This is a genomic window from Phytopseudomonas straminea (genome assembly GCF_900112645.1).
In the GTDB taxonomy this organism is placed as follows: domain Bacteria; phylum Pseudomonadota; class Gammaproteobacteria; order Pseudomonadales; family Pseudomonadaceae; genus Aquipseudomonas; species Aquipseudomonas straminea.
In genome coordinates this window covers 21,770-38,434 of the sequence record NZ_FOMO01000009.1, presented here as the reverse complement: position 1 = coordinate 38,434, position 16,665 = coordinate 21,770, and the positions used below count along the sequence as shown (strand labels likewise).

General features: G+C 61.8%; 12 protein-coding genes. 1 reads left to right on the top strand and 11 read right to left on the bottom strand.

What is annotated here, in order from left to right:
- Window positions 1-2: 2 nt before the first annotated feature.
- Genes BM279_RS18955 through glnE form a run of 11 tightly spaced genes read right to left on the bottom strand, consistent with a single transcriptional unit; the run spans window position 3 to window position 13,739 of the window.
- Window positions 3-1,127 carry a glycosyltransferase gene (locus tag BM279_RS18955; protein WP_093506312.1) on the bottom strand — a complete coding sequence of 375 codons (1,125 nt, stop codon included), beginning with the start codon at window positions 1,125-1,127 and terminating at the stop codon, window positions 3-5.
- On the bottom strand, window positions 1,114-2,868 hold the full coding sequence (locus BM279_RS18950; RefSeq protein WP_093506310.1) for a carbamoyltransferase family protein: 1,755 nt from the start codon (window positions 2,866-2,868) through the stop codon (window positions 1,114-1,116). The genes BM279_RS18955 and BM279_RS18950 overlap by 14 nt, the downstream gene beginning before the upstream one ends.
- Before the next feature lie 12 nt (window positions 2,869-2,880).
- On the bottom strand, window positions 2,881-4,326 hold the full coding sequence (locus BM279_RS18945) for a lipopolysaccharide kinase InaA family protein (protein WP_093506308.1): 1,446 nt from the start codon (window positions 4,324-4,326) through the stop codon (window positions 2,881-2,883).
- Window positions 4,326-5,069 (bottom strand): lipopolysaccharide kinase InaA family protein, encoded by a 744-nt coding sequence (locus BM279_RS18940; RefSeq protein ID WP_093506306.1) that lies wholly within the window; start codon window positions 5,067-5,069, stop codon window positions 4,326-4,328. The genes BM279_RS18945 and BM279_RS18940 overlap by 1 nt, the downstream gene beginning before the upstream one ends.
- The gene (locus BM279_RS18935) at window positions 5,066-5,797 is read right to left on the bottom strand and encodes a lipopolysaccharide kinase InaA family protein (protein ID WP_093506304.1); all 732 of its coding nucleotides are present in this window, start codon (window positions 5,795-5,797) and stop codon (window positions 5,066-5,068) included. Before BM279_RS18935 ends, BM279_RS18940 begins: the two co-directional genes overlap by 4 nt.
- A 10-nt stretch (window positions 5,798-5,807) precedes the next feature.
- A complete protein-coding gene (locus BM279_RS23255) occupies window positions 5,808-6,767 on the bottom strand; it encodes a glycosyltransferase family 9 protein (protein ID WP_143103624.1) in 960 nt (319 codons plus the stop codon).
- Window positions 6,768-7,574 (bottom strand): lipopolysaccharide core heptose(I) kinase RfaP, encoded by an 807-nt coding sequence (gene rfaP / locus BM279_RS18925; protein ID WP_093506300.1) that lies wholly within the window; start codon window positions 7,572-7,574, stop codon window positions 6,768-6,770. It abuts the gene before it with no gap.
- A complete protein-coding gene (locus tag BM279_RS18920; RefSeq protein WP_093506298.1) occupies window positions 7,571-8,692 on the bottom strand; it encodes a glycosyltransferase family 4 protein in 1,122 nt (373 codons plus the stop codon). Before BM279_RS18920 ends, rfaP begins: the two co-directional genes overlap by 4 nt.
- Before the next feature lie 20 nt (window positions 8,693-8,712).
- Window positions 8,713-9,714 (bottom strand): lipopolysaccharide heptosyltransferase I, encoded by a 1,002-nt coding sequence (waaC, locus tag BM279_RS18915; RefSeq protein WP_093506296.1) that lies wholly within the window; start codon window positions 9,712-9,714, stop codon window positions 8,713-8,715.
- The gene (gene waaF, locus BM279_RS18910; protein WP_093506294.1) at window positions 9,715-10,752 is read right to left on the bottom strand and encodes a lipopolysaccharide heptosyltransferase II; all 1,038 of its coding nucleotides are present in this window, start codon (window positions 10,750-10,752) and stop codon (window positions 9,715-9,717) included.
- 41 nt (window positions 10,753-10,793) lie between these two features.
- A complete protein-coding gene (glnE, locus tag BM279_RS18905) occupies window positions 10,794-13,739 on the bottom strand; it encodes a bifunctional [glutamate--ammonia ligase]-adenylyl-L-tyrosine phosphorylase/[glutamate--ammonia-ligase] adenylyltransferase (protein WP_093506292.1) in 2,946 nt (981 codons plus the stop codon).
- Between the two features lie 268 nt (window positions 13,740-14,007).
- Between glnE and aceE the strand changes: the two genes are divergently transcribed.
- Window positions 14,008-16,656, top strand: a complete 2,649-nt coding sequence (aceE, locus tag BM279_RS18900) for a pyruvate dehydrogenase (acetyl-transferring), homodimeric type (RefSeq protein WP_093506290.1) — start codon at window positions 14,008-14,010, stop codon at window positions 16,654-16,656.
- The last annotated feature ends 9 nt before the right edge of the window (window positions 16,657-16,665 follow it).

The window sequence follows — 16,665 nt, the reverse complement described above, 5'->3', positions numbered from 1 at the left end:
CGTTATGCCCAGCTTGACGGTATCAACAGCGTCCGAAAACGCTCAGCAGCAGCCTGATCCGAAAATAATCGTTGCAGGCGGACCAGCATCGCTTCACTTGAGGCCTGCACAGTAGGCACTCGGAGCAACTCGCTGGCTAACCCTTGCACATCGCCCAGCGTGAAAACCTGTCCAACGCCGCCCACAACCTCTGGCGCTCCGCCACAATCGCTGCAGACCACCGGAACACCTCCAGCCATCGCCTCCAGCAACACCATGCCGAAGGGCTCATGATCAGAGGTCAGTGCGAATACATCGAAGGCCTTGAAGTAGCGACGCCCATTCGGTATCTGCCCAAGAAAACGCACTGACTCACTCACCCCTAACTCCATAGCGAGGGCCTTGAGTGAGGACTCCAGACGGCCACAGCCCATAATGGCCAATAGGCTAGACACCGGCAACTGGGGTAGAGCTTCGGCAAAACCACGAATCAGCGTGGCCTGGTCCTTGTCGGGGTGCAGACGGCCTACATTACCGACCACCCAAGCATCCTGAGGTAATCCCAGATGCTCACGCGCAGCCTCACGAGGTAACTGCTCTGCCCGCACGGCATCGATATCGATACGGTTATAGAGAGTTTCGATGCGCCCGGTTGGCCAATCAGGAAGGCAGGCGCGCATGTCGTCACGTACGGCGTTGGAAACGCCGATCAACATCAGGCGCTTGCTGAAGAAATTGGCGAACAGTTGCCTCGAGCGGCGCTTATAGTCGCCAAAAGCGTGATGTACGCCAATCACCGGCAGGTTGCTGCCCAGCAGAGCCACATAGATCGGTTTGAAGCGGTGCGCGATGCACAGGGCGAAATCGCGTGAGGCAGCAATCCGACGAAAATCCCGGACAGCCCCCAATTTCAGCGCGCGCACCTGGGCGCTGGAATAGTCGAGGAAGATCACCTCGTCGGAAACCGAGCCGCGCTCGACCTCCGCCGATGGCTTGCCGGTCAGATAGACAGTGCAAACCTTGTAGGGCGTGTCTTTGAACAGCACCGCGTATTGCCGCGCGCAGTCCAGAAAGGGGCCGTCATAGCCATGGCAGAACTGCAGAACCCAGCGCTGCGTTTGGCCGTCTGCCTGTTCAGACGCCGTCATACCAATCCTTGCCATCCTTGACCACGAGCACATCTTCCATGATGAGGTACTGCAGATCCGAGCCGTAGAACATGTTCAGCGCGTCGGTCGGCGAGCAGATCATCGGCTCGCCACGACGGTTGAGCGAGGTGTTCAGCGACACGCCATTGCCGGTCAGCTTCTCCAACTCCAGCATCAGGTCATACCAGCGCGGATTGAAGCGGCGCTCCAGCACCTGAGCGCGCGAGGTGCCGTCTTCATGCACCACTTCACTGACGCGCTCCTTCCACTCCTCGTTTACCTCGAAGGTGAAGGTCATGAAGGGGCTCGGGTGATCGACCTTGAGCATCTTCGCTGCCACGGTGTCGAGCATGGACGGGCAGAAGGGTCTCCAGCGCTCGCGGAACTTGATCTGCTCGTTGATGCGGTCGGCCACGCCCGGAATACTCGGGCAACCGATGATCGAGCGGCCACCCAAGGCGCGCGGCCCGAACTCCATGCGGCCCTGGAACCAGGCTACCGGGTTGCCGTCGACCATGATTTTTGCGATGCGCTCAGCCGTGTTGTCGATGCGTTTGAAAACCGGCTGGTTCGGGTGCTTGGCGCAGGCAGCGATGACGTCTTCGTTGCTGTACGAAGGGCCGAGGTAGACGTGCTCCATCTTCTCCACCGGCACGCCACGCTGGTGCGAGACGTAGGCGGCGGCGCCGACAGCCGTGCCCGCGTCGCCAGAGGCCGGTTGCACGAAAAGCTCCTTGACGTCATCGCGGGCGATGATCTTCTGGTTCAGTTTGACGTTCAGCGCGCAACCGCCAGCGAAGGCGATCTTGCCGGTTTCCTTGAGGATGTCGCCGAGGTAGTACTCCATCATCTGCAGCGCCAGCTTCTCGAACAGCGCCTGCATGCTGGCCGCGTAGTGGATGTACGGGTCGTCGGCGATATCGCCCTCACGCTTCGGCCCCAGCCACTCGATCAGCTTGGGCGAGAAGTAGTAGCCCTTGCCGTTTTCCTTGTAGCGACGGAAACCGATGACGTTGGCGTAATGGGTGTTGATGATCAGCTCGCCATTCTCGAACTTGGCCAAACGCGAGAAATCGTACTTGGCGGCATCGCCATAGGGCGCCATGCCCATGACCTTGAACTCGCCATCAAGCATCTCGAAGCCCAAGTATTCGGTGATCGCACCATACAGGCCGCCGAGCGAATCCGGATCGAAGAATTCCTTGATCTTGTGGATTTTGCCGTTCTCGCCGTAGCCGAAGAAGGTGGTGGCGTACTCGCCCTTGCCGTCGATACCGAGGATGGCAGTCTTTTCCTTGAAGCCCGAGCAGTGATAAGCACTGGAGGCGTGCGCCAAGTGATGCTCGACAGGCTCGATCTTGATCTTCTTGGTGTCGAAGCCCAGTTGCTCGAGGCACCAAACGATCTTCTTGCGATAGCGCTTGTAGCGGCGGTTGCCGAAAAGAATCGCATCGAGGGCACGATCGGGCGCGTAGGCGTAACGCTTGGCGTACTGCCAACGGGCTTTCTCGAAGATACTGATGGGCGCGAAGGGAATCGCCACCACATCGACGTCAGCCGGTTTGATCCCGGCTTGCTCCAGGCAGAACTTGGCCGATTCGTAGGGCATGCGGTTCTTCGCGTGCTTGTCGCGCACGAAGCGCTCCTCTTCCACTGCCGCGATCAGCTTGCCGTCGATGTACAGTGCGGCGGACGGATCGTGACTGAGGGCGCCGGACAGGCCGAGAATGGTCAATGCCACAGGTTTGAGCCTCTAATTCGGGCAGGTGCCGGGCACCTGCGGTAAACGTTGGTCGAGCAACTGGTGCAGGGCGGAACCCGCCGGCCAATTGCGCAGAAAACGGGCGCGGTCACGGGCATAGGCCCGAGCGAAACTGCGCATACTGCGATGCTGCCGCATGGCGTCCAGGTCGATCAACGACCAGGCGCCCTGCGCATCATCCCAGAACAGATTGTGCCCCTTGAAATCACCGTGGCTGATGCGTTCACGCAGCAACGCAGCGAATAGACGATCCAGCGCCAGCAGTTCGTTTTCCGGGGGCGTCGCCTTCTGATGTGCCTCGAAATGCGCGATTATATCCTGCCCGCCGCAATAGTCGGTAATCAGGTACGCCCTACCGCGCAGCCAGCACCAGCGTCGCTCGATCACCGCCAAAGGCGTCGGCGTGGCGATGCCCAGCAGCTGCAGGCGGTTGCCTTCAACCCAGCTATGCCAGGCGCGACTGGGCCGCCAGAAGCGTTTGAGCCAGTGCAGCCAGTTCTTGACGTTGTAACGTTTGACGACCAGAGGCCGAGCGCCAACCTCGACACGTGCCACGGTGGCGGCGCCGCCAGTCTTGTAGATGTGCCCGGCCTCGATGCGTGCGTCCAGATCGGCCAGCAGCGGCTGCAGCGCCGGCTCTGCCTCACGGCGCACCACACGCAGGCCAAAAGCGCCAATGCGCGCGGCGAACAGGCTGCAATCCCGTGCGGTTTTCTTCAGGTAATCGCGCAGACGCCAACGCCGCACCTTGGCGATCTCGGCCTGGAGCATTTCCAGCGGCAGCGCGTGCTCGCCGTTGGCCAGCAAATAGTGGATCAGCAGCTCTTCGAGAACAGCATCCAACTCGGCCGGTAGCTGGGCGAAGAACACGCCGAGGTTTTCCAGCACGCGCGCACGCGACAGCGGCTGCCCTGGCGTTTCGCAGCGCACGCCGCCGCCGTCGATCAGATACAGGCGGCCTTCATGCCGCAGCAGGTTGTCCAGATGCAGGTCGGCCTGCCACAGGCCTTGAGCATGCATCAGCCCAATCGTCCCCAGCGCCTCGGCCAGCACCGCCTGTTGGGCATCGCTCAGCAGCGGCTCGCGTGCTGCCTGACGCCAAGCCTCCCAGAGGCTCCGCGCGCCTTCCAGGTAATCGAACAGCAGCCAACCGCCCTGCCCCTCGACGAAGCCCTGTACCAACAGCTCGGGGGTGACCAGTCCTTGTCCAGCCAACAGCTCAGCACCCTCCAGCTCGCGCTGAAAGTGGCGCTGCGCCTTGCTGCCGACCAACAACTTGGCCAACACCTGGCGCCCCTGCCAGCAGGCCACAGCGACGTAACGCTGCCCCGGCAACACGCGCAGCAGGCGCTCGAACACCAGTGTCTCGCCAGCGATATCCAGCGACAGCGGCAGCTCAGGTGCGCGACCAGCGTGGTTCAGCTCGCTCAGAAGCATCACCGCGCCTCCTTCTTGCGCTGTCGTGCAGCGACCAAACGCCACCAATGCTCAACATCTACCACATCGCCCAGATATGCATTCAGCAGCTCGCGAACTTCGGCTTCGTTCCAGATGGGGGCTCGGCGTAACAGTGGCTCAAGATCCTTGATCCGGTCACGTCGCCCCAGCAGCAATGGTCGAGTTTTCTCCAGATCGATCAGTTGCGCCTCGAATGAGGCGCCACGTTCCTGCAAAAAAATATGCTTGGGATAGAAGCAGCCATGCATTTGCCCAGCCTGATGCAGACAGCGCGCTAACTCACCGCAGGCACGCAGAATCGCGCTTCGCTTTGCCCACTCAAGGCTCGGCCAATGTTCGAGCCAATGCGCAAGATCATTCCAACCATCCAGCGCGCGGGTCAGCAGCACAGCTCGGCGCTCGCCCGGCAAATTACGTTGGCCGAAGAAAGTTGCCTGCAGCGCAGGAATACCTCGCCCTGCGTAGCGGCGGATATTGCGAAACTCGCGGGCAAACGTTGGCTCGCCGAATGGATGCAACAGGCTACGCGTCAGGTGATTGCTCTGCCGCTTGAGATAGAAGGCGCGCTCACCAAGATCCAGGCGATACACCGAACTCCAGCCGCCACGCTCGGTGTTGGGCTCGTCCACGGCCTCCAATTTCAGTGACCAGAGGGCGTCAAAGCTCGACAGGCCGTGGCGCTCGAGCAGGGCACGATCTTGCGCGGCGATGAAGTCACTCATTCACGTCCCTCGAAGAATTTCAGCACTTGCCGCACGCGTTTCTTATCCTCGTCATTGAGATGGCTGCAACCCTGATATTGCAGATAAAAACGCAAGCGCTGCGTACGCGACAACACTCGCTTGGCGACCTTGTCGAGACAGGCCAGATCCTTGACGATGCGATAACGCAATAACGAGCCCCGCCAGAAACTGCCAGTAGGACAGTCGATGAAAAACAGCTCGGTCTTTTCGTTGACCAACAGGTTGCGCCACTTCAGATCATTGTGGGTGAAACGATGGTCGTGCATGAGCCGGGTTGCACGAGCCAGCTGAAGACTCACGCAGTCGACCCATGCAGCGTCATGCAAACGGGGGTCATTCTGACGAGCCATGCAGGCCAGATCCAGAGTCCCCTTCAACTCTCGGGTAATCAGCGCCCCGCGCAGAAAAGTCCCTGCCTTGCGCTCCAGGCCGTGGGCGACGATGGGCGCGGTTGGAATGCCCCACTTGGCAAATAGCTGCAGGTTCTGCCATTCCGCCTTAACGCGCGGTCGCCCCAGAAACCGACGCATGCCCTTGCCAGCTCCCCAGTAGCGCTTGACGTAGTAACGCGCACCTTCGATCTCAACCCGAATGACCTCGGATAGAGGGTCGGATGTCAGACGCTCACCCTCTAGCCGAAAAACAGCTTCCAGGCTATTGAAATGGCCTGACGAGGGGTCAGTTGCATCATGCTTCCAGACAGACATGCTTATTGCGCTACCACTTAGGGAGCTCCCGGATGAGACGACGGTGAGAAATGAACGGGCGCCAGATTGGCCGTCCCAACCATTTGAAAGTAATGCTGGGATTGATGACTCGGTTAAGGGAGTTGAATCCGGGCCGCCAGGTAAAGTCTTCACGCCTGCGCGTTATCGTGAACGTATGAAGCCCCAGAAGAGATGCGATGTGACCGCCTCCTGAGTCGTTACTGATCACTACCGAACAGCTACGCAGATAATCAACTAGCCCCTTCAGATCACTAAATGCGTGAACGATATAATTCGGGTAAAGCGACTGTAGTGCCACCTGTTCCGGGACGGTGCCCACAAACTCGACCACCCACCCCTTGGCGGCCAACTTATCGGCAAGACGCTTGAACCCAAGCGCTGAATAATTCTTGTTGATATCTGGGCTGGTAGGGAAAATGGCGATGCGCCGTTTCGCATCCTCACTGACCGCTGGCAGCAACTGGAAGCCAGCCGGAGCAGCAGCTACGTCCAAGCCAAGAATCTCGCTAGCATACAAATCGATCCACTGGGTCATGGTTTTACCAGCCCGAGAGTCTCGACAAATCACATTGTTGCCGCCTGGCAGGATATTGCCTCGTATCAACACTTCACGCCGCGCCAGCGGATGGTCTGAAGAAAATTTTTTGCTTGCCAAATAAGCGACATTGCTGGGTTCAGAATCGCTCAACTCATCAAAACGTTTCAGCGCGCATATCACCAAGTCATTGGAACGCGCCAGACTCGGTAGATCATAATGACCATCAAGGATCGTCAAGCCAGGTAAATAATGACTTAAAGACAACAATCCTTTAGAGCACAGTGACACTTCTGCTCCAGCAGCCTGTAAGCGCCAAGCCAGCCACAAAAACAGCGTGGTATCGCCCAAGGCCGGGCATGGCACAAGTGCTACTTTCATCCCTGGCCGTATCAAAGAATCGTTCTCCAACATTTACAGCAGCTCTCCATATCGCTGTTTTCTTTCATACAGTTTCGCCGCTTTACGCTCTAACCAGGCAAGCACGACGGTCTCCTCGCGCAGTAGTTGTCGCAAGGGAAGCTGGAAATAGTCACGTAGAAAACGCAGTTTGTCGCGCTGCGTCAGACCAACATCCAAAGCTGAAAAATACAGGGCAGCCAGATCCTTGTTGCGCCAGCGCAGGGGCGTTGCGCGGCGCACCTGCGCGCGGTGCAGGTCGATGATCGACAGGCGCAAGTTGCTTGCCTCGATCGGCCGGTCGGTATGCAGCAGGAAATGGCAGATGTAGCAGTCGCGGTGATTGACACCCGCACGGTGCATCGTGCCTGTCATTGCGGCGACTTCGCGGATCAGTGCCCATTTGAGCACTGGAGCCGGCGGCTGCTGGGGCCAGTCGAGGCTTAGCTGCTCCAGGTCGACCGTGGGCGCGAGCTCCTCGGTAACGATGAAGGAGTGCTGCTTCGCCGGGTTGACGCCCCGCTCGCCGAAGGCGACGGCGGTCATGGTCGGCACACCCGCGTCGGTCAGCCGCTGAATCGCTTGCCACTCCTGAGCGGCTCCCAGCACCGGAAGCTTGGCAGTAAGTAGGTTTTTGGCAATCTCGCCCCAACCGATTCCGCGGTGAATCTTGACGAAATAGCCGCGGCCATCCACCTCGGTGCGCAGGGTACGGCGCCCTTCCAGCTCACGGTAGACCTGCCCCTGCAAGGCCTCGACGGCCTCGAACGGGTTGGCACCAGCCCACAGGCGCTTAAAGGGCTCGGCCAACATGAGTTTCACCGGCGGCTCCTCAGAATCAAATCCGCAGCCCGCTGCGGCATGCTGTAAAGATCAGCTGTATCGGCATAAGCCAGGCCATTTTCTTTCCACTGCGCACTCGCAGCGTCGTCGGCCAGCATCTCGGCCAGCAGGCGGTTCAGCGTGGACTGTTCGAACGGACTAGGCACTACGCGGCCGGCGTCGGCATCCTCGATGTAATGGGCATAGCCGCAGACATCGGTGACCAGCACCGGCAGCCCGGCGACCAGCGCCTCAAGCAGCACGGTGCCGGTGTTTTCGTTGTAGGCCGGGTGGATCAATAGGTCGGCGCCGAGCAGGAAGCGCGGAATATCGCTGCGCCCTTTGAGAATCTGCACCTGATCGCTCAGGCCGAGGGCTTTTACCTGCAGCAGGAACGGCTTAGGGTCGTCCTGGCCGATGACCATCAACCGGGTACGCCTCTTCAATGCTTCCGGCAAGGCGGCCAGGGCCTTGAGGCTGCGATCCAGCCCCTTGGTCTTGAACCCCGAGCCGATCTGCACCAGCAAGAGATCGTTATCGCCCAACGAGAATTCGCGGCGAAACTCGGCACGAATCTCGGCGGCATTGGCCGGCGCGCGGCGATCTAGGGCGATGCCCGGCGGCAGCAGGTGAAAGCGCTCGGCAGGCGTGCCGTAATGTTTGACGAACAGCGGCTGCTGCACCTCGGAGATCATCAGGATCTCGGTGTTCGACTCGGGCGCGAAAACCGCTCGCTCGTACTCGGCGAAATGCTTGTAGCGGCCCCAGCGGCGATACAGCGGGTTGCGCAGGGTCTGCGCCTTGTCCTCGAAGCAGCCGTCGGCAGCGTAGTAGACGTCCAGCCCCGGCATCTTGTTGAAGCCGACCACCCGGTCGACCGGGCGCTCGCGCAGATCGGCCTGCACCCAGGCGGTGAGCTTCTCGTTGCGGTGATGGTTGAACAGCGCCTTGACCGGCACCACCACAACCTCGAAACCCTCCGGTACCTCGCCTTCCCAGATCGGCGTGTAGACGCGGATGCTGTGGCCGCGCTGCTGGCACTCCAGGGCGATACGCATGAAGTCGCGCTGCAATCCGCCGTAGGGGAAGTACTTGTAGAGGATAAAAGCCAGGCGCATCGGCCCTCCGCTCGCTTGCATCAGTCCAGCCCCAGATCCAGCAGCAGGGCATGTAATTCGGTGAACACCCGCTGTGGTTTCAAATCATCGAAACAGGGCTTTTCGCGGTCACCCTTGCCGGCATCCGGGCCGCTGGCGCACAGGTGCACCTGGGAGCGCCCGTAGGCACCGACCCGGCCCGGCAGGGTCGGGCCGTACAGCGACACGGTGGGCACATCCAGCGCTGCCGCCAGGTGGCCCAGGCCGGTATCGACGGCCACACAGGCCTGAGCACCGGCGAGTACCTTGGCCACACCGGCCAGATTGAGCTTCGGCAGCACGGCGGCGTTTTCGATGCCCTCGGCGATTCGCTCCGCGCGCGCCTTCTCGGCTTCGTTGCCCCACGGCAGGCGGATCGCCCAGCCCTGCTCGGCGACCTGCTCGGCCAGCTCGCGCCAGTAGGCTTCGGGCCAGTGCTTGCTGGCCCAGGTGGTGCCATGCAGGAACACTAGATAAGGGCTTGCGGCCGGATCTGCAAGCTGGCCGCGGTTCAACCCGTAGTCGCCCAGACCAGCGGGCACGCTGTAGCCCAGTGCCAGACCGAACAACTGGCGGGTACGCTCCAGCGCATGCTGGGCCTGCGGCACGCTGTAGCGACGGTCATAAAAACGCGCAGCGACAGGCTCGCGCGCGGATTTGCCGTCGAGGCCAGCCACCGGCGCCTTGACGTAACGGGTCAGCCAGGCGCTCTTGAACAACCCCTGAGCATCGATCACCAGGTCGTAATGACTCTCGCGCAGGCGCTGCTTGAACCGCGCCCACTCGCCACTGCGCAGGGTTTTCAGCGGGTGCTTGCGCCAGCGGCGGATGGCCACCGGAATCACCTGGGAGACGGCCGGATGCCAGGCTGGAATCTCGGCGAAGCCTTCTTCCACCACCCAGTCGAACCGGATGCCAGGGATCGCCCGGGCCGCGTCGGTCAGGGCCGGCAGGGTATGAATCACGTCGCCCAGCGATGAGGTCTTGATCACCAGCACACGCATTCAGGGCATGACCTCGACGGGCTCGCCGGCCAGGCGCTGCAGCGCGTCGACCGCAACCCGTGGCTCGAGCTGCACCAGGCAGTTGTAATGACCGAAGCGGCAGGTGCGCTCGAAACAGGGGCTGCACTCGATGCCCAGACGGATGATTTCCACCTGTTCGGCCAGCGGCGGCGTGAATTGCGGCGAAGTCGAGCCGTACACCGCCACCAGCGGGCGATTGAGCGCCGCGGCCACGTGCATCAGCCCGGAGTCGTTGGACACCACCGAAGCGGCACAGGACAACAGGTCGATGACCTGGGCCAGGCTGGTCTCGCCGGACAGGTTGACGGCCTCCTCACGCAGACCGGGAATCAACCGTGAACGGATGTCCTCGCCCACCGGGTGATCCTTTTTCGAGCCGAATAGCCAGACCTGCCAGCCCTCACGGATCTTCGCCTCGGCGACCTTGGCGTAATGCTCGCTGGGCCAGCGCTTGGCCTCGCCGAACTCGGCGCCGGGGCACAGGGCCAGTACCGGGCGGTCCAGGGAAAGGCCGAAATGCGCCAGAGCCGCATCGCGGGTAGCGGGATCGATCTGCAGAGACGGGCGCGGATAGGGCTGCGGCAACTCGGCGCCGGCCGGATAGGCCAGGGCCATGAAGCGCTCGATCATCAGCGGGTAGCGAGCCTTGTCCAGCTTGCGTACGTCATTGAGCAGGCCATAACGCATTTCGCCCTTCCAGCCGGTGCGCAGCGGGATGCCGGCGAAGAACGGCACCAGCGCCGACTTCATGGAATTGGGCAGAAGGATCGCCTGATCGTAACGGCCGGCCAGGGACTTGCCGATGCGTCGCCGCGTGGCCAACTCCAGCACGCCATGGCCAAGTGGAAAGCTCAGGGCCTGACGTACCTCGGGCATACGCTCGAGGATCGGCCGGCTCCAGTCCGGGGCCAGCACGTCGATGGCGCAATCAGGGTGACGCTGCCTCAGACACTGGAACAATGTCTGCGCCATCACCATGTCGCCTACCCACGAAGGGCCGATGATCAGAATATTCATACACTCAGTTCGCTAGAGAAGCCCGATGGCGGCGGCGGCCATTAACTCAGGCCCAGTTCACGCCAGATGCGCATCACGTTGCGCCGGTGCTCGTGAAACTGGTCGCCACCCACTACCCCGGGCTGCTTCTGCAGGGCCTGCCGATGGGCTGCCGAGCGGTAGGCCTTGTAGGCGTCCTGCAGCAGGGTCGCCTCGCCATCGCGGAGCAGACCGAGCCGGTCCAGGCCTTCCAGAATGCGGATGTTATCGGTGAATTCGAGCAGCGCCGGATGCTGCTTCGACCACGCCAGGGCCGCGTATTGCACCATAAATTCGATATCGACGATACCTCCGGCGTCCTGCTTGAGGTCGAAGGGCGAGGCCGCGTCGAAGGCATTCTCCGCCGTGCCGGCGGCGGTGGAACGGCTGCCGAGGTTGTCGCGCATCTTGGCGCGCATCTCGCTGACCTCGGCCTGCAACTTGGCCTGATCGCGCTCGCGGCCAAGCACGGCGCTACGTACTTCATCGAAGGCGGCGCCCACGCGCTCGCAGCCAACCAGCACCCGGGCGCGGACCAGCGCCTGATGCTCCCAGGTCCAGGCCTCGCCCTCCTGGTAGCGGCGGAAGGCGCCCAGTGAACTGACCAGCAACCCCGCCGCGCCGGAGGGACGCAGGCGCATGTCGACGTCATAGAGCTGGCCGGAGTTAGTCTGTGCGGTCAGCAGGTGAATGATGCGCTGGCCCAGACGGGTGAAGAACTGTGCGCCGTCGATGGGCTTGGCGCCATCGGTCTCGGCCTGGGGGTCGCCGTCGTGGATGAACACCAGGTCCAGGTCCGAGCCGTGGCCCAGTTCGATGCCGCCAACCTTGCCGTAGCCGACGATGATGAAATCCGGCGAGCACGGGCTGCCATCGGCGCGCAGCGGCGTGCCGTGGCGGCTGACCATCTGCCGCCAGGCCAGGGCCAGCACCTGATCGAGAATGGCCTCGGCCAGCCAGGTCAGGTAATCGCTGACCTTCATCAGCGGCAGGCTGCCGGCGATTTCCGAAGCCGCCACGCGCAGGCCGTGGGCCAGCTTGAAGTGACGCAGCGCTTCCATCTGCTGCTCCAGATCGTCCTCGGGAATACGCGTCAGCCGCTCGCGCAGCTCGGCGGCCAGCTCCGGCGCATGGGGCGGACTAAATAGCCGGCCTTCGTTGAGCAGCTCGTCGAGCAGCAGCGGGAAGCGGCTGATCTGCTCGGCGATCCACGGGCTGGCGGCGCACAACGTGAGCAGGCGCTGCAAGGCGCCGGGGTTTTCCGTGAGCAGCACCAGATAGGCCGAACGACGCGCCACTGCCTCGATCAGCGGCAGCACTCGCTCCAGCACCAGATCCGGCTTGTCGTGCTCCACCGTGGCAGCCAACAGACGCGGGATGAAGGCATCCAGGCGCTCGCGACCGATACGCTGCATGGCACGCACCTGATTGCCGTTACGCAGCCCCACCAGCCGCTGCCAGGCAGCCTGAGCCTCGACGAAACCGGCCTCAGTGAGTTGCCGGCAGGCCGCCTCTTCATCCTGATCATCGTTCCACAGAGGTAGCCAGTCAGCGCCGACCATAGGTTCCTCGCCACCCTCCTGATCCTCGTCGGGGTCGGCGATGACCTGGCGAAAATGCCAGTCGACCCGGCCACGCCAGTGCATCAGCTGCCCATGGAAGGCCTCCCAGCTGTCGAAGCCGAGCATGAAGGCCACGCGCGCGCGGTCCTGATCGCTGTCCGGCAGCATCTGCGTCTGCCGGTCGTCGATGGCCTGCAGCGCATGTTCGGTGTAGCGCAGGAAGGCGTAGCCGGCGAGAAGCTCATCGACCGCCTGACCAGGCAGGTAGCCCTGGTCCTTGAGGGTTTGCAGCACCTTGAGCAAGGACCGCTGCTGCAGGCTGAGGTCACGCCCGCCATGGATCAGTTGAAACGCCTGGGCGATGAACTCCACCTCGCGAATGCCGCCGGCGCCAAGCTTGATGTTCTCGGCCATGCCCTTGCGACGCACTTCCTGCTGGATCAGCTGCTTCATGGTGCGCAGCGCATCGATGGCGGAAAAGTCCAGGTAACGGCGGTAGACGAACGGGCGCAGCATCTCCAGCAGGTGCGCACCGGCCTGCTGATCACCGCCGACCACCCGCGCCTTGATCATCGCGTAGCGCTCCCAGTCGCGCCCCTGGTCCTGGTAGTACTGCTCCAGCGCATTGAAGCTGAACACCAGCGCGCCGCTCGAGCCGTAAGGGCGCAGGCGCATGTCGGTACGGAACACGAAGCCGTCGACGGTGATGGCGTCCAGTGCCTTGATCAGCTTCTGGCCCAGGCGAATGAAGAACTCCTGGTTATCCAGCGGACGCTTCACGCCCTGGGTCTCGCCGCCTTCTGGATAACCAAAGATCAGGTCTATGTCCGACGACAGGTTCAACTCGAAGGCGCCGAGCTTGCCCATGCCGAGGATGACCATATGCTGCGGCTCACCAGTGCGGCGCCCGACCGGCGTGCCGAATTGCTCGCAATGCCGCGGGTAGAGCCAGTGATAGGCCAGATCGATGCAGGCATCGGCCAGATCGGAGAGATCGCGGCAGGTCTCTACCAGATCCGCCTGACGGCTGATATCGCGCCAGATGATGCGCAGCTGCTGGCGGTTGCGAAATTTTCGCAGGCTGCGTGCCAGGGCATTTTCATCGACACATTCAGCCAGTTGCTCGGCCAACTGATTACGTAACTCACCGCCCGCCAGGCGCCGCTCCAGCTCGCCACTGGCGGCCAGGTCAAGCAGCATCTGCGGGTCGCGCAGGCTCTGCTGGGTGACGAAGTCACTGGCGGCCGTGACCCGTTGCAGGTGCTCCTTGCGCTGCGTCGGCCAGGCAGCAAAATCGGCGGCAGCTTCACTGGATAAGACGGCGAAGGCCTGAGTGAGCGTCTGCTCGGCACGCAGGGCGATGGATTGCAGGGCGGCAGGCAAAGGGACGAGCGCGGGCAAGCTCATGGTCTATCCTTTTCGGCGGGCTGGGGGCCTGTTGGAAAACCGGCGCAGCCCCTGCGAAGGCTCGCCGTTTCTGGCTCTCGCCTGATTTGATTGTAGTTTTGCCACGACTGGATTGATCGATAGAGCTGAAATCGTCAACGAAATGTAGTAAAACTACACGAAGCCGGATCTACCCAACCGGTACATCCAAGAATTTATGTGCCCGCTCAAAAAGCCGGCCACGCATCTGGTTTCCGATTCTGGAAGCCTTTCCGCTCTGGAGCAAGCCATGCAAGACCTCGATCCAATCGAAACCCAGGAATGGCTGGACGCACTGGAATCCGTCCTCGACAAGGAAGGCGAAGACCGTGCCCACTATCTAATGACGCGTCTGGGTGAGTTGGCCACTCGTAGCGGCACACAGCTGCCCTATTCGATCACCACTCCCTACCGCAACACCATTCCGGTCACGCGTGAAGCACGCATGCCGGGCGACCTGTTCATGGAACGCCGCATCCGCTCGATCGTTCGCTGGAACGCTCTGGCCATGGTCATGCGCGCCAACATGCAGGACCCGGATCTGGGTGGTCACATCTCCACCTTCGCCTCCAGCGCGACCCTCTACGACATCGGCTTCAACTATTTCTTCAAGGCGCCGACCGAAGAACACGGCGGCGACCTGATCTACTATCAGGGCCACGCATCGCCCGGCATCTACGCTCGCGCCTTCCTGGAAGGCCGCCTGAGCGAAGAGCAAATGCTCAAGTTCCGCCAGGAAGTAGACGGTGATGGCCTGTCGTCGTACCCGCACCCGCACCTGATGCCGGACTTCTGGCAGTTCCCGACCGTGTCCATGGGCCTGGGCCCGATCACCGCGATCTACCAGGCGCGTTTCATGAAGTACCTGGAAAACCGCGGCTTCATCCCGGCCGGCAAGCAGAAGGTTTGGTGCTTCATCGGCGACGGCGAGACTGACGAGCCAGAAACCCTGGGCGCCATCTCCCTGGCCGGCCGCGAGAACCTCGACAACCTGATCTTCGTCATCAACTGCAACCTGCAGCGCCTCGACGGCCCGGTTCGCGGCAACAGCAAGATCATTCAGGAACTCGAAGGCGTGTTCCGCGGCGCCAACTGGAACGTCAACAAGGTCATCTGGGGCCGCATGTGGGATCCGCTGTTCGCCCAAGACGAAGACGGTCGCATGCAGCGTCGCATGGACGCCGCCATCGACGGCGAATACCAGAACTACAAGGCCAAAGACGGCGCCTACGTGCGCAAGCATTTCTTCGGTGCCGATCCGGAACTGCTCAAGCGCGTCGAGAAGCTGTCGGACGAGGAAATTTTCAACCTCAACCGCGGCGGCCACGACCCGTATAAGGTCTATGCGGCCTACCACCAGGCGGTCAACCACAAAGGCCAGCCGACCGTCATCCTGGCCAAGACCATCAAGGGTTATGGCACCGGTGCCGGCGAAGCGAAGAACACCGCGCACAACACCAAGAAAGTCGATATCGAGTCGCTGAAGAAATTCCGCGATCGCTTCGACATTCCGCTGAACGACTCGCAGCTCGAAGAACTGCCGTTCTACCGTCCGGCCGAAGACAGCGCCGAGATGAAGTACCTGCGCAAGTGCCGCGAGAAGCTCGGTGGCCACCTGCCGCAACGCAACCGCGGCAGCATCAGCATCCCGACGCCGCCGCTGGAAACCCTCAAGGCCGTTCTGGATGGCTCGGGCGACCGCGAAATATCCACCACCATGGCGTTTGGGCGCATCCTCGCCTCGATGGTCAAGGATAAGGAGCTGGGCAAGCGCATCGTGCCGATCCTCGCTGACGAGGCCCGTACCTTCGGTATGGAAGGCATGTTCCGCCAGCTGGGTATCTACTCCCCTGTCGGCCAGCTGTACGAGCCGGTCGACCGTGACCAGGTGATGTACTACCGCGAAGAGAAGGACGGCCAGATCCTCCAGGAAGGTCTCAACGAGGCCGGTGCGTTCTCCTCCTTCATCGCTGCCGGTACCGCCTACAGCAACTACAACACGCCGATGCTGCCGGTCTATATCTTCTATTCGATGTTCGGCTTCCAGCGTATCGGTGACCTGGCCTGGGCCGCTGGCGACGGCCAGACCCGCGGCTTCCTGCTGGGCGGCACCTCGGGCCGTACCACGCTGAACGGCGAAGGTCTGCAGCACGAAGACGGCCACAGCCACATTCTCGCCAGCACCATCCCCAACGTGCGCAGCTATGACCCCACCTACGCTTACGAGCTGGCGGTGATCATGCGCGAAGGCACGCACCGGATGATGACTCTGCAGGAAAACGTTTATTACTACATCACCGTGATGAACGAGAACTACCAGCAGCCGGCCATGCCCGAAGGTGTCGAAGACGGCATCATCAAAGGCATGTACCTGCTCGAAGAGGACAAGAAGGAAGCCGCCCACCACGTGCAACTCATGGGTTGCGGCACCATCCTCAACGAAGTTCGCGAAGCGGCGAAGATCCTGCGCAACGACTACAACATCGGTGCCGATGTGTGGAGCGTCACCAGCTTCAACGAACTGCGTCGCAACGGCCTGGCCGTAGAGCGCAGCAACCGTCTGCACCCGGGCGACGAGCCCAAGCAGAGCTATGTCGAGCAGTGCCTGAGCGGTCGTAAAGGTCCGGTCGTGGCCAGCACCGACTACATGAAGCTGTTCGCCGAACAGATTCGTCAGTGGGTACCGGTCAAGGAATACAAGGTTCTGGGCACCGACGGATATGGCCGCAGCGACAGCCGTCGCAAGCTGCGCGACTTCTTCGAAGTGGACCGTCGCTGGGTTGTTCTGGCTGCGCTCGAAGCGCTGGCCGATCGCGGTGAAATCGAACGCAAGGTGGTGGCCGAGGCCATCGTCAAGTTCGGTATCGACCCTGAAAAACGCAACCCACTGGACTGCTGAGGAGACGCA

Bases quoted from the DNA above. Each gene is read 5' to 3' on its own strand.
- BM279_RS18940 (WP_093506306.1), bottom strand. From the start codon at position 5,069: ATGAGTGACTTCATCGCCGCGCAAGATCGTGCCCTGCTCGAGCGCCAC.
- BM279_RS18935 (WP_093506304.1), bottom strand. From the start codon at position 5,797: ATGTCTGTCTGGAAGCATGATGCAACTGACCCCTCGTCAGGCCATTTC.
- waaF (WP_093506294.1), bottom strand. From the start codon at position 10,752: ATGAATATTCTGATCATCGGCCCTTCGTGGGTAGGCGACATGGTGATG.
- glnE (WP_093506292.1), bottom strand. From the start codon at position 13,739: ATGAGCTTGCCCGCGCTCGTCCCTTTGCCTGCCGCCCTGCAATCCATC.
- BM279_RS18945 (WP_093506308.1), bottom strand. From the start codon at position 4,326: ATGCTTCTGAGCGAGCTGAACCACGCTGGTCGCGCACCTGAGCTGCCG.
- BM279_RS23255 (WP_143103624.1), bottom strand. From the start codon at position 6,767: ATGTTGGAGAACGATTCTTTGATACGGCCAGGGATGAAAGTAGCACTT.
- BM279_RS18920 (WP_093506298.1), bottom strand. From the start codon at position 8,692: ATGCGCCTGGCTTTTATCCTCTACAAGTACTTCCCCTACGGCGGATTG.
- waaC (WP_093506296.1), bottom strand. From the start codon at position 9,714: ATGCGTGTGCTGGTGATCAAGACCTCATCGCTGGGCGACGTGATTCAT.
- aceE (WP_093506290.1), top strand. From the start codon at position 14,008: ATGCAAGACCTCGATCCAATCGAAACCCAGGAATGGCTGGACGCACTG.
- BM279_RS18955 (WP_093506312.1), bottom strand. From the start codon at position 1,127: ATGACGGCGTCTGAACAGGCAGACGGCCAAACGCAGCGCTGGGTTCTG.